This is a genomic window from Peribacillus sp. NPDC060253, assembly GCF_042727425.1.
Lineage (GTDB): Bacteria > Bacillota > Bacilli > Bacillales > DSM-1321 > Peribacillus.
This window is the reverse complement of sequence record NZ_JBHXAS010000053.1, coordinates 20,339-33,893: the sequence shown is the minus strand read 5'-3', so window position 1 is coordinate 33,893 and position 13,555 is coordinate 20,339. Positions and strand designations below refer to the sequence as shown.

General features: G+C 40.8%; 13 protein-coding genes. 8 read left to right on the top strand and 5 right to left on the bottom strand.

Annotated features, from left to right (window positions below; translation table 11 throughout):
• The first annotated feature begins 262 nt into the window (after positions 1-262).
• From ACFWE9_RS14975 to ACFWE9_RS14950, 6 genes are all read left to right on the top strand, one after another.
• Complete coding sequence (locus ACFWE9_RS14975; protein ID WP_377357440.1) at positions 263-484, top strand: spore germination protein; 222 nt, start codon at positions 263-265, stop codon at positions 482-484.
• 22 nt (positions 485-506) lie between these two features.
• Positions 507-719, top strand: coding sequence for a spore germination protein GerPB (locus ACFWE9_RS14970; RefSeq protein ID WP_230158672.1), 213 nt, complete (start codon positions 507-509; stop codon positions 717-719).
• A 77-nt stretch (positions 720-796) separates the two neighbouring features.
• Complete coding sequence (gerPC, locus tag ACFWE9_RS14965; protein WP_230158670.1) at positions 797-1,408, top strand: spore germination protein GerPC; 612 nt, start codon at positions 797-799, stop codon at positions 1,406-1,408.
• A complete protein-coding gene (locus ACFWE9_RS14960; protein ID WP_230158668.1) occupies positions 1,398-1,577 on the top strand; it encodes a spore gernimation protein GerPD in 180 nt (59 codons plus the stop codon). The genes gerPC and ACFWE9_RS14960 overlap by 11 nt, the downstream gene beginning before the upstream one ends.
• Before the next feature lie 8 nt (positions 1,578-1,585).
• A complete protein-coding gene (locus tag ACFWE9_RS14955) occupies positions 1,586-1,963 on the top strand; it encodes a spore germination protein GerPE (RefSeq protein WP_230158666.1) in 378 nt (125 codons plus the stop codon).
• A gap of 42 nt (positions 1,964-2,005) precedes the next feature.
• Positions 2,006-2,224, top strand: coding sequence for a spore germination protein (locus ACFWE9_RS14950; RefSeq protein WP_230158658.1), 219 nt, complete (start codon positions 2,006-2,008; stop codon positions 2,222-2,224).
• A gap of 92 nt (positions 2,225-2,316) precedes the next feature.
• On the opposite strand, the gene addA is transcribed toward ACFWE9_RS14950, so the two are convergent.
• From addA to ACFWE9_RS14930, 4 genes are all read right to left on the bottom strand, one after another.
• Entirely contained in the window at positions 2,317-6,051 is a 3,735-nt protein-coding gene (gene addA, locus ACFWE9_RS14945) for a helicase-exonuclease AddAB subunit AddA (protein ID WP_377357437.1), read from the bottom strand.
• Positions 6,044-9,541, bottom strand: coding sequence for a helicase-exonuclease AddAB subunit AddB (addB, locus tag ACFWE9_RS14940; protein WP_230158648.1), 3,498 nt, complete (start codon positions 9,539-9,541; stop codon positions 6,044-6,046). Before addB ends, addA begins: the two co-directional genes overlap by 8 nt.
• A gap of 191 nt (positions 9,542-9,732) precedes the next feature.
• The gene (gene lepB / locus ACFWE9_RS14935; protein ID WP_230158646.1) at positions 9,733-10,296 is read right to left on the bottom strand and encodes a signal peptidase I; all 564 of its coding nucleotides are present in this window, start codon (positions 10,294-10,296) and stop codon (positions 9,733-9,735) included.
• 33 nt (positions 10,297-10,329) lie between these two features.
• Complete coding sequence (locus ACFWE9_RS14930) at positions 10,330-10,944, bottom strand: TVP38/TMEM64 family protein (protein WP_377357435.1); 615 nt, start codon at positions 10,942-10,944, stop codon at positions 10,330-10,332.
• A 289-nt stretch (positions 10,945-11,233) separates the two neighbouring features.
• Here ACFWE9_RS14930 and ACFWE9_RS14925 point away from each other — a divergent pair, with 289 nt between their 5' ends.
• Positions 11,234-11,617 carry a YhjD family protein gene (locus ACFWE9_RS14925; RefSeq protein ID WP_230158642.1) on the top strand — a complete coding sequence of 128 codons (384 nt, stop codon included), beginning with the start codon at positions 11,234-11,236 and terminating at the stop codon, positions 11,615-11,617.
• Between the two features lie 767 nt (positions 11,618-12,384).
• On the opposite strand, the gene ACFWE9_RS14920 is transcribed toward ACFWE9_RS14925, so the two are convergent.
• A complete protein-coding gene (locus tag ACFWE9_RS14920) occupies positions 12,385-12,948 on the bottom strand; it encodes a competence protein ComK (RefSeq protein WP_230158640.1) in 564 nt (187 codons plus the stop codon).
• Between the two features lie 307 nt (positions 12,949-13,255).
• Between ACFWE9_RS14920 and ACFWE9_RS14915 the strand changes: the two genes are divergently transcribed.
• Positions 13,256-13,492 (top strand): IDEAL domain-containing protein, encoded by a 237-nt coding sequence (locus ACFWE9_RS14915; RefSeq protein WP_230158637.1) that lies wholly within the window; start codon positions 13,256-13,258, stop codon positions 13,490-13,492.
• Positions 13,493-13,555: the final 63 nt, after the last annotated feature.

The window sequence follows — 13,555 nt, the reverse complement described above, 5'->3', positions numbered from 1 at the left end:
ATTTTATAATAGTAACACTTTATCGTTAAACAGGAAGCTTTTTATCGAAAGTATTTTCCTGTAATCATCAAAAAAAGTAAGAATGAATGATCATATCAGCTTCTTATTATTCAGTGATATTCATCACTGGTTATATGACAATATATGATAGGCAGATGAATCACATCAATCATGAGTCCACATACAATACATTAAAACTCCCTTTTGTAGGCCCACCGCCTGTTATCAAAGGGAAAAGCAGAATAAAAAAAGGGTGATTTACTTGCCGGCCATCGTAGGAATCGTTCAAGTCATTGCCGTCGGTAGCAGTGGAACTGTCCATATTGGTGACGTTTTTAAAATTAGTCCATATTCCACTTCTAAAACTTTTGCAGGTGCTGGATCGTTCAATACAGGTGAATCCATATCACTTTATAATGCCTATAGCACCACAAATACAAATGATACAGATGGTGTTGACCAGCCAATGGTCTTAAATCTCTAATGCTTTTCAGAAAGGAGTCAGCATGATCTTCAATATTCACCAGACCATACAAATCAATATGATAAAAATTGAAAGCATCGCCAATTCATCCGTTTTTCAAATAGGAAGTGCCGGAGTGATTAAACCATATTCCACATTAGCCAATACCGGTGGTTTCACTGAACCAGCACCTGCCATTGAAGCTGATGTGATCCCATCATCCAGTTTTGTCCCATTCACAGCTCGTAGTTCATAGGCATTCACCTACACCCAAACTTTTTCATATACTGTCATATATGAAATTATCTTATGGTGAAGGCGAGGTGTTGAGTCGTGAATCAGGATCTATATTCATATTCCATACAAATGCAGCATTTTCTAGAAGCCCAAGATAAGCGGATCATGAAACTTGAACACGAAATCAAACGCCTGACAGATGAACTTGCCGAGCTGAAAAATAAACCGCCAATCCACGTTGATAAAATTGAATATAAATTCGATCAATTAAAAGTCGAATCTCTTGATGGAACGTTGAATATCGGTTTAAATCCCAATGATTTAAATAACATTGATGAATTTGCCGTCAACAAACAACCCGTTCAACCTGCACCAAACCTATTTAAAGGACGGGAAATCGTCGTCCAGGAGATACACAACGATATTCTTTCAGACTTGGAAATTATGATCCATGATACCGAAACACAACTGAAAATATCATTGGAACCTTCTTATCACGACTTCATTAAACAGGACGTAGAACGCCAGCTTCATCAACGAATCATTTTGTATTTCGATACTCTTTCTGCCGCCGAACGTGTACCTCAGCAGCTTGATAACGTCAAGGAAAAGATCAAGGAACAGGTAAAATCCGATATTCAAGCTGCATTGATTCAATTCATTACTCATTCACAAGCCGAGACAGGAGGAAATCCAAATGGAGTTTAATGTAACCAATCACCAGCTTTGTGTAGGTGATATTCATATTACCGGTGTAGCGAGCTCTGCTTTATTTCTCATTGGTGATGTCCAAACGGTCCAACTATCATCTGCATTCGATACTCCGCCGGAATCCCTAATCATCGGGCCATTCGTACCCCTTACTCCAAAAGGATAAAGAAGAACATGTTCTCTAGAATATCAAAAGTAAAATCATTATTATCCGATACGGTCTCATTCAGCTCCACCCTGCAAATAGGGGATACTTCTTATATAGACGGAATTTCCCTTGCATTAGCCGTTCAGAAGAAAAGTGAAACATTCCATTCGGTGGACATTCAATTCGACGACTATGATATCTTTAAGAAACCATTTTATATTCCAAGATTGAATGAACCAGTTCTAACAAGTTTTTCAAATCCGAATCCCTTCATACGTGTCGGCAATATCAATATTATCGGGATATCATCCTCATCCGTGGTTGGTGTGGGAAACGTTGGGCATGCACGTATGGAATCAAGGGTGAAACATATTCGGGAGGTTCCTAAAAGAGACACCGATTGAGGATTCAACCAACAACGATTAATTTTAAAAGGAGGAGATCATATGCCAGCCATTATTGGCCCAATTCAAATATTTAATGTAGGAGAAGGAAACCTGTTATTCGGTGATTGCGCCGTCATTTCCCCTAAGTCTTCCTCCAAATCAGTCTCCGGTTCAGGTTCAGGGAACACAGCTGCGATCGTGTTTACAGCCAGCGGTCTGAATGGAAGCAATGTCATTGATGTCAATGGGGTCGATCAACCCATTGCAGGGAATAATTAAAACAAAGAAAAGGCCTCCCACTTCATCCCAGGGAGGCTTTTTTCTTTGTCCTATTTTACTAGCATGATAAATACTTGGGCAAAAAAAGTCTCTTACACTTCCAATAAATGCGATCCGTCAAAGAAAAATAAATAACGGCTGGTTACTTTCTTATTCAATATCCCTTCGACAGCCCTCGTATAAAGCTGGAGCTGCACCCGGTATCGATCGGCAAGAATCTCTTTAGCCCCATCATAACCGCTAGCAAAACGGCCGGTAATTGTATCCGTTTTATAATCCAGAAGCACAAGACCTTGTTCATCCTCAAAAATACAATCAATCACACCCTGGATAAGGATTTCCTCTTCGCCAGTTGTCCAATCGCTGTAAGCTTCGTTTGCTGGCAACGACATCGTAAATGGCACTTCACGGCGAATACTCAGTGCCTTTTGCATTCTTTGGCCGATTTCACTGTCAAAGAAATCGACGATCGTTTCCGGATTCACAGCTTCTTTCTGTTCCTCCGTCAACAACTCACGCTGAATCAAGTCAACCATCAACGTCTGAATCGATTGAATGGAAATAACTTTGGATAGATCGATATGCTGCATGACTAGATGTGTAATCGTACCCCTTTCAGCAGGAGTTAGTGATTTTTCTTGCATGAATGTTGGACGCTTCGTAATAGGACGCTTGAATTTACGTAACAACTCTGTGGAACTTTGCTCGTCCCTGAGTTCATATTGACGTTTTAGTTCAGAAACGGATTGCTTGGACCGATGCATGGACGCCTCATGTTCAGGATACTCCCATTCGAGCTGTTCTTTAATATCATCATAAAATTCGGAGACCATTTCGATCTTCTCTGATTTCTGGACATGCTCAAGTATTTGCTCCTGTAATTCTGTCTCTTCCACATCCAGAACGGCAAGCTCTTCACTTGGAATGACAGAAATGGACCAATTCGATGGATGCGACTCCATTTCCAAGCCAAGACCTGCAGCACCAAGAGAGTCCCGATGACGTACAAGGGATGGACCAATCCAATCAAGATAGCTTTTTGCACCCGCCCGTACATAGTCCTTTAAAAGCCACTCTCCATGTGCCGCATTACTTGCCCAGTTCTGCTGCGTTTTTTCTGCATCATTGATGCTGGCGATTAAGTAAAGCTTTTCCTTAGCCCTTGTAAGCGCCACGTAGAGGACACGCATCTCTTCCGCGATTAGTTCAAGCTGCTTTTTTTTCTTAAAAGCCAATTGTGGGAGGGATGGATAGGTTATCCGTAATTCGGAATTCACGTACTTGGCAGCAAATCCATAATCCTTATCCAGTAAATATGGCTTTCGTAAATCCATCATATTGAATTGCTTGGAAAGACCGGCAATAAACACGATCGGGAACTCAAGGCCTTTTGATGAGTGAATCGTCATCAGGCGGACTACATCTTCCTGTTCCCCTAATGCCCGAGCTGCTCCTAAATCATCTCCACGTTCCTGCATCCTTTCTATGAAACGCAAGAAACGGAATAGACCTCGGAAGGAACTTGCTTCATATTGCCTTGCCCTGTCATACAACGCTCTTAAATTGGCCTGACGCTGTTTGCCCCCCGGCATCCCTCCTGCAAAATCATAGAACTGCGTTTCACGATATAGAAGCCAGATCAAATCGGATAATGCTTCCTGCCTGGCAAGCTTCCTCCACTTTACTAGTTTTTTATAAAAAGCCGACGCTTTTTCATAAAGCCCTGGATGTTCTTCCGAATCACTCTTTCTATAAAAATCAGCTAATGCTTCGTAATAGCTGCCTGTATGGAATAAACGCACCTGTGACATTTCTTCTTCATCCATCCCGACGATAGGTGAACGGAGAACGGATGCCAAAGGGATATCCTGTTGAGGATTATCAATCACCTTCAATAAGGAAATCATGATCGCCACTTCGGTTGCTTCAAAATACCCTGTCGACAAGTTGGCGTAGACTGGAATCCCCTGCTTTTTAAATTCCTCCATGATTTGCGGTGCCCATGGCATCGAACGAAGAAGAATGACCATATCACGATAAGTGGCAGATCGGTACTTTTGAGTTTTCATATCATATATTCGATGCTTTTCGCTTATAGCCTTTTTAATGAGCTTGGCCATCTGCCTAGCCTCGAGTTGCGCTTTTTCAAGTTCCTCGGCCTCAAACCCGCTATCCGCCCCTTCCGATTCCGAAGTTGCTTCAGGATCGGCTGTTCCATCAATTAAATGGAGCTCGATAAGGTTTGGTTCATCTTCGGGATATGGCGCACCTTTTTTCAATTGGGCGTCTTCATCATAATCAATCTCCCCGACTGTAATCCCCATCAACTGTTGAAACAAGAAATTCGTCCCATCGAGAACTTCCTTACGGCTCCGGAAATTCCGGTTTAAATCAATCTTTAGGCCGGATTCAATCCCATCACGGGTAAAGCGTGTGTACTTTCCAAGGAAGAGATTCGGTTCTGCAAGCCTGAATCGGTAAATGGACTGCTTGACATCGCCCACCATAAAAAGATTCCCACTATATTCGCCATCTGCCGTCACCAGTTTTAAAATGGATTCCTGAACCAGATTCGTATCCTGATACTCATCTACCAGGACCTCTTTGAATTGGTTTCTGTATTCGATAGCAGCAGCTGATGGTTTTCTTTCACCATCCACGGTTTCCCCTGTCAAAATTTGAAGACAATAATGTTCCAAATCGGCGAAATCCACCAAGTTCTTTTCTGCTTTTGCAGCGAAGAAACGATGATCAAATTGTTTAACAAGCCTTACAAGTGTATCGACATACCCCTTGAGCTCCCTAATATCGCGCAGATAACTTTCCGGTTTACGAGAAAATAACTCTTCCTGCAGCGATTTAATGATTTTCTTTGCCTTATCACGATACTTCGTAGCCTCATCCGCTACTTCTTTAATGAAATCGGCACCAGTAAGGCGTTTCGCCGTTCCAAACTTCACGTTTTGGATTTCTTCATAAAGATCGTTCCAGGAGCGGTCTTTCACTTCCGACAGTTTGGCGACAAGGGCAAGATCAGCTAAATAGTTCTCTGCCCTTGGTGCCGGCCCACCAGGGACTTTAGTCAAAGTCAGCGAGCGTTCCAATAAATCCCGGGCGGTGTCCAATTGTAAACCAATATCAAATTTCAATGAATCGATAAACGAAAGATCATCAATCCCATCATCATCCGCCAACTCATACATGCTGGCGGCACCATTGAGCCATTGATCCGGATCAGGGTTCGATTGCGAAAAATCATGCAGCGACCGAACAATATTCTGAAGTGCATCATCGTTTCGGTCGCTTGTGAAAGCATCAACCAAATTAAAGAACTCTTCATTATCACTTTGACCATACTGTTCCTCAAAAAGTTCCTCCATTACTTCATCACGGAGAAGCTGGACCTCTGTAGAATCTGCAATCCGGAAGCCTGGGTCGATTTCCGTCAAATAATAATACTTCCTGATCACCTCTAAACAAAAGGAATGAAGTGTGGATATTGAGGCGCGGTTAATCAGGCTCAACTGCTTGCGCAGATGCTGTGAATGCGGATTATCGCTAATCGCTTTTTCTAATGCCTCACTTATCCTATGGCGCATCTCGGCTGCCGAAGCATTGGTGAATGTAACGACAAGCAGTTCATCCACATCAATTGGCTCTTCTTCTGAAATGACTTTTTGAATGATCCGATTGACCAGCACAGCAGTTTTCCCGGAACCAGCCGCGGCAGCAACCAAAATGTCCTGATCTTTAGCCCATATCGCCTTCCATTGATCTTCCGTCCATGTCACGTCTCCTGGCAGAACAGGAATTTTCGTTTTACTCATCGCTCTCCCCCTCCCCTCTTAATAGATCAAGAACATCATTTTGCTTCTTCTGTGCCAAATTCCTAAATTGATTCTCCTCCAGTGACTGGTCGAATTGGCATACTGATTTAAAGGAACAAAAAGTACACGGCGTTCTTTCCTTTAATTTATACGGCGTTATGTTCACATCGCCATCGACCATTCGATCACCTGCCTCCTGATAAACCCGGCGAACGTGATGATTCAGTAGCGAAAATTCTTCCCTACTGGCAACTTTGGAAGCCGCTAGAAGCGATCCATCCTTTTTAAAACCAGCTGGAATGATATCCGACTTACCCGAATTTTCAATATCAAGCGAGTTATCCATCATCTGGATGACATTTGAATGATCAAGTACAAGTCCATTCATTTTAAAACTCTTATAAATTTCTTCCTCAATTTTATCCAAACTGAGCATTCCCTTGGATTTGACAACAGGATTATGCACATGAAAATATAAAACACCGGCTGGAATGGCTTCTTTCCCTATTAGCGACTTGGAATGGGTAACGACGATATCAAGGTATGTCAACATTTGCAGCGCAAGTCCATAATACACTTCACTCATGTTCAGTTCCTTTTCACTCGACTTATAATCGAGCACGCGCAAATAGACACCCTCCCCTTCTTCCGCTTTATCCACACGGTCTATCCGTCCGATCAATTCCATCTTCGTACCATTTTTCAATGTGAACGAAAGTGGCGGCAGCTCTCCATTTTTTCCGAAACCGAGTTCTAACCCAACTGGAGCAAAACCGCTCACCTTTGCATGTTCACTCAATACGATTGATGCCCGGCCAATTACATGTTCCAATTTCCTGCGCAAATAGTGATGGCGATTCGTACTTAATAAAATTTGATTTTGAAGTTTAGGAGCAAGTCTTTCCACGGCAACTCTAGCCAACTCCAAGCATTGTTCCTTTGTCAATGTAGACCAAGGAATATCATGTTCATTTAAATAGTCCGAAATCATTTTCAACGCTCCATGGAACATCTCACCAATATCCGGTGCATCCAATCGGAAAATTTGCCTTTCCCTCAATTTCAAACCATGAGCGGCATAATGGGAAAACGGGCAGCTATTGAACATTTCCATTCTCGAGACACTTGTAAGAATACTCTCGCCATATAATTGCTTACTTGTTTCTTCTGATAATTTCTTCGCTCTATTTTGGTAAAAAAGACTTGATAATACCTTAGTTGCAAAAGGACCGACCACTTCATCCCCTATAATGGCATTATATACATCCCACCATAGTGTATGGATTGGGTAGTTCCTTTTTTTCAGCTGCAATTGGGCAGCCAAATACGATAGGGCCACATCGTAATTGGCCGCGTATTTCACCTGTTCCTCAGCAGACAGATCAGATGGATCGTTCATATAATACACTTCGGAAACGTTAGGCAGTACATCCCTTACCCGTTTTAGGTAGGATGAAGGTAAAAGCGCCTTTCCCTCCTCATCGGCAAGCGGATATGATAAATAAAGCCTCTCAGCAGGTGTAGTAAAAGCTTTGTACGCCGTAAACTCCTCATCAAGGAGGCGCACCTTTGAACTTGGAGCAACATCAAGTCCACCGGCTAACAGCACTTCACGATCACTATCGGAAAAAATACCGTCAGATAAAGCTTTTCCTGGCAAGACCCCCTCATTCAAGCCGATAACAAAAGCTGTCTTCACATCATCAAGTCGGGATAAATCGAGATTAGCGACAAGGACTTGGTCAATTGCCGGCGGTACCAAAGAAAATTCAAGAGACTCCAAACCAGCTTCAATGATTACCGCAAACTGTTTCATGGAAAGCTCTTCTTCGCTTAGCAGTTCAACGAATTGGTCTAACAGATCGACAACCGCATTCCACGTTTGTTCGTGCTCTCTTGCCGAAACCAAATCACCTGCTTCTTCGGCCTCCTGCTTCAGCTTTTCCAATTTTTCCGGTACATGTAATTCTTCAAGATATAGATAAAGGGCTTCGCACAATTCCCTCCCATTATCAGCCTTTTTAACACGTTTTGATAGCTTCAAGATGGGCTCGGTAAATAATTGCTTCATCTCATTCAACTCTTGCTCAAGCTTCATTTCCTTATCGGTTTGGTTCCGTTCCTCCAGTTCCAGCCCTCGGAAGCGCCGGTACGTCCAACGATCTTTGGAAGTCCACCTGCTCCCTTTAATTCCACGGGCCAGCACATAGTTTTCGAGCTTATCCACTTGCTCCCGCATCCTATCGTGATTTTTTTGCAGCGGAAATAAAAGCTCCGTCTTGATTGCTCGAAATACCGGTTCATACCGCCAATAACCATTGATGATCTCCAAAGTGGAACGAATCAGTTCTATCAGAGGATGATTAAGCATGGTCCGTTTGGAATCGACGAACAAGGGAATTTTATAATCCCGAAAAACGGTTTGTAAAATATCAGCGTACGCTTCACCATTACGAACTAAAATCGCTATATCACGGAAACGGTGCTGCTTCTGCCTGACAAGTGTCAAGATATCCCGGGCAACGCCTTCAATTTCAGCTCTGCGATTAACTGCCTGGGCAATCGTTACATCAGGTGACTGCTCAAACGTCCGTGCAGGACGAATGGCAAAATAAGTTTCCAGATGATTCAGCCCCGGACTCGTTACAAACCTTTCCGTTCCTTTTAAAATGCGATCCTCTGAAATTGGGATATCATTTCTCAATCCAGCTTGATAAAGGTGATGATACAGGTTTCCCGTCTGCCTGAACAATTGCAAATCATCCGGGGCATATTGTCTGTAGGGCTGATCTAATGTCAGCGAAACCGTTACACTCTTGCACAGCTTCATCATTTCTTCCACAATCAATAATTCCTGTGGTGTCAAACTATAAAAACCATCGATATAAATATCGGCATTCCTTATATATGAAGACTCTGACATTTTTTCAATAAGTAATGTGAAATAGTCTTCAGAATCTAAATATTTGCCAACCATTTCATCCTCAAAAGCCTGATAGACCAATTCAAGGTCATGCAGTTTATCCTGAATTCCGCTGCCTGCCTCTGAAGTATCGGTCAAATAGTTTTGAATGTCATCCGGTTGGATGCAATACTGCTTGAACTCAGCCAGCATTAGTTCCATCTGTGCAATGAATCCCTGCTTATCAGCAGATCGACGAAACATCTTTAGCTCATCTTTTTTATCATCCATTATTTTCCTTATCAGCATATTGACGCCGACGCTGTCCAAATGTAGCCGGCTCATTCCCCCAGTTTCCTGAAGAACTCGCCAAGCCAGCCTGCTAAAACTGAAAACCTGCGTCCGGATCATTCCCGCAAGACCTGGTGTTTTAACTAATTTATATTCAGATAGAAACGTCATTTGATCAGGAACGAGGTAAATAATTGGATTGCCTTCGGGATCATCTGCCAATTTTGAACGAATTCCGTCCAATATATTCGAAGTTTTCCCTGCACCCGATCTTCCCAGTAAAAAACGGAGTGACATCTCTTTTCCCCCTTATACAACATAATATCTAGATCTATCATACCAGAAATACTTTCGTCTTTTTGACTAGGTTTCTGTTTCCAATTAAGATTTACTTTCTATTATTTTACCGTTTCCCATTAAAAAATACCAATCGTACGTTCGCTTTTTTTCCAAAAGAAAAAGCCCTCAAATTTTCCGGGCTTTTGCAATCATTCACCTGTAAATCTATAAGTGAATTCTTTGATTGGCCAATATCGAACATCGACTTTACCGACAACATTTCCAACTGGTATATAGCCAAAGTGACGGCTGTCCGCACTTTCAAGACGGTTATCACCCATGACAAAAAGCTTGCCCTCGGGGACGGTGGTCATGTCCGTCAATTCTTTTAATGTGAAGTCACCTGTAAAATTTTGCCCAGGGAAACCCTCCTTGACTTCTTCTAGATAAGGCTCTTCCACTTTCTCACCATTTACGTAAAGCCAATCATCCTTATAACGAATGCGGTCACCTGCAATCCCTATAACTCGTTTAACATAATCTTCATGTGAATTGGCATGAAAAACAATAATGTCAAAACGGTTGATATCTTGAATCTGGTAATTGATTTTATTCACAACAAGTTTATCGCCATCTTCAAGGGTCGGCTGCATCGATTTCCCTTCAACATCATAGCTTGAAAACAAAAATGTACGGATTAAGATGTAAATAACAAAAGCTATCATGGTGGCTTTTATCCAATCGGATAAAGAATTCTTGTTTGTTTTTCCCATCTCGTTCAACCCCTACTACATTTATATTCTAACTTATTGTCCTTCTTCTCTCTTCATGCTTTTATTTAACCGGACTTCCAGTCTTTTTCCCACATACCAGAGGATAAAAATGACAATCCCGATAATGATCGTACGCATGGGCTTATGTATTAAGGATACTAAATCATAGCCGACGAAGCTAATCGTAAAAATCATCACCGCTTTTCCACCTACAACTGCCAGTCCATATTGCAAGGGACTGACTTTTGAAAGACCTGCCACAATATTCACGATGGCCGATGGTGTAAAAGGGAAGCAGAGCAGGATGAACAAAGGTCCGAATCCATGGCTTTCCACCCAAACCATCAACCTCTGTACCTGCTTATGTTTTTGCAAAAATCGAAAAAACCTCATTTGACCATATTTTCTAATAACTAAAAAGATTAAAAAAGACCCCGCTACCGCTCCAATCCATGAAAATAAAAATCCCCACCAGAGACCAAAAGCCGTTGCATTAGCCAGTACGAACACCACTAAGGGTAAAAAGGGCAAAAATGCTTCCAGCATCGGCAGTAAGATTCCAGGAATTGGACCGAATGAGCGATATTGCTGAATAAGCGCTGATATATTATCAAGTGTAAACCACTCACGTATAGTCTCCAAGTCCATAATTATCTCCCTCGACATGCTGCCATCAAAGCAACATAAACTTATTAAAAAGCTGTTTATTTTAGATATAACACTTTCCCCTGAAATTGCAAGAATTATTATCCATACATCTTCATACTTTCCCTAACTCGGGAAAACATAATCTTAATAACAAATATTTCACTATTATCAAAACTTCTTGCATATCGATTGAAAATACATTAGGATAAAAAACAGAACAAACGTTCTTATTTTCACAAAATATACATATTCTTATTAAAAATGCGCTTTTTTAGAAAGGAGCGGTCAGATGACCCGCATTCCAGAAGGTGACCGAAATATGATTGAAAAAGCCATCTACCTCCCTATGGTGATTACAGTCTTAAACCGGGATCTCAAGGTCATCGAAATTAGTCCGTTTAAATTAAAAAGGCCCTATTCGGAACTAATTGAACATATTTTAAAAGCCGTTCAGGATGACCTTGCCGAGGTACGGAGATATTTGCGAAAGGAGAATATTAAGGTAAGTGAAATCCAACGCGATGAATCCTTCACGATGTATTGTTTTTTATATAAAGGATACGAGGAACATCACAATTATTTCAATCCCCGCCTCCGCAACAAAACCGAAGACTTGTTATGCTATTACTTTTTCGAAAGAAGTCACCGCTCAAGGGATAGGGGACCTGCCTAACATATACACGATGTTTATGGATGTTTGGAGCCTTTCTTTCGGGGGTGAGGTAACAGATGCCTAAGGATTTGTATGGAGGATGTAACCATTAGGTGTCTCTTTTTTTCCTGCTTCTTAAAGATAAGTGGATTCAATTTATCACGATCAAAATCGATAGGACTCACTTATCTCCATCCACACCTGTTTAATGGTTCAAATTCATTACCAATACTATATTAATAGTTCCATGGGTATACTGCCATGCAACATCACTTTTCTATCAAGGTATAACCTATGTAATCAAGAACAAACTGAATATCCTGAAACTAAATGCCGAATCAGTGCTATTGGCGACGCCTATACACACATACTAGAGGATATCAAAAAGGTTGGATAAAATATTAATCTTTTTAATTGCAGCACAGTAAATATTATAGAAACCATATATAGCAATGTATGATTGTATTACACGAACTTGTGTGATGTTTTGGCAACTTGCAGTTTCACCAAGTTAAAAGTGTTAATTCTTAGAATAGGATTTTGAATTTTCCCGAGAAGAAAAGGGATTGAAAATTCAAGGTGGGGACATGAAGGTTACCTTAAAATCGCTCTTCCCAAGGGAGTAAAAGCAGGAGTTATGCTGAAATCGATGGTGATAATAGCACATTTTCCAAAGAAAGCTATGAAAATCAAGAAATTATATGAAGATAGCCCTTCTTTAAAAAAGAAGGGCATTAATAAACTAGTTTGCTTGCATCTCTTACACTTACATTCCATTTAATCTCATTCTAACGTGGTATATACTTTGACATTCCCTCTGAAGCTTTGACTCCTTTTGCTTCGGTGAACAGATAAAATGATTTTCTTTTTGTTTCCTCTATCCTTTGGATCAGTTTCGTTTTTAAAAAGGATGTCCGGTGCAGCTGGTTTTCGAAAGAACTGCATGATACATCGATATCGATGGTTTGTTTATTACTGAATGTGACGGTTGTATGTCTGGAATCTTTGCGAACATATGATACTACATGCTCATGTGATAACCAGATGCATTGAGGACGCAACGGAGATGTAGTTGGAAAGAAGAAAATCGAACTGGTTGGATCAATCGCGATCGGTGCTTTATGTGTGATGTTTATGAGTTGTTTTGTTCCTTGTTTGCGGCCTTCATAACTTGATCCGAAGAACTCACAACTTTTCTTGATAATCTCCATAGGTTTAAACGGGGAAATGAACTCGTCCTCCATTTCAACGATACGGGCATATATTTTACTGCCATAATTGATTGGCGTAACCATTAGTGTGTAGGGCGTGATTTCATATTCCTCAATGATTCCCTGGCTGTTTTCCTTCAATTTTAATCCACCTCTTCCTCGTCATAGTAAAAAATAATAATTGTTATCACTGTTGTAGTTTACCAAAGCATATACCCTTACAAAAAAGGTGCAGGGAGTTAGTCAATATATGTTAAATTCCCCCCAATAATAGCACAACCAGTAAAGATAAAAAGGGAGTTCACAAAAAGTTAAAAATTCTTTTATAAAGTGGCCATTTCGTCATCTAAAAGACATATCCCCTATTAAAAATTGAATTTTTTTAATTTTCAGTTGATTTTATCTGTTCAAATCCATATACTAATAAAAAGGGTCAGGGGTGGTAACTTTGAAAAATGAAAAATCTTATTCAGAGTCAGTGAAGTCCTTATCAATGAGCCAAATGAAAAACGATGCCGTCGTTCAGGAAATGTTAATTGATATGATTATTCTGGAATCCGTCCTTACTACCAAAAAGAATATCCTTGAGAAACAAATTGATGAAGCCTTGGATACGAAAAACAAACCTTTATTCCTAAAGCTTAGTTCTGAAATGAACGTTTTACTAAAACAGTTTGGAAATTAAAATGGATGATTAAAAAACAGCCTAATGATCAAAAAAGCCTCCCATAACGTTGGGAGGCTTTTC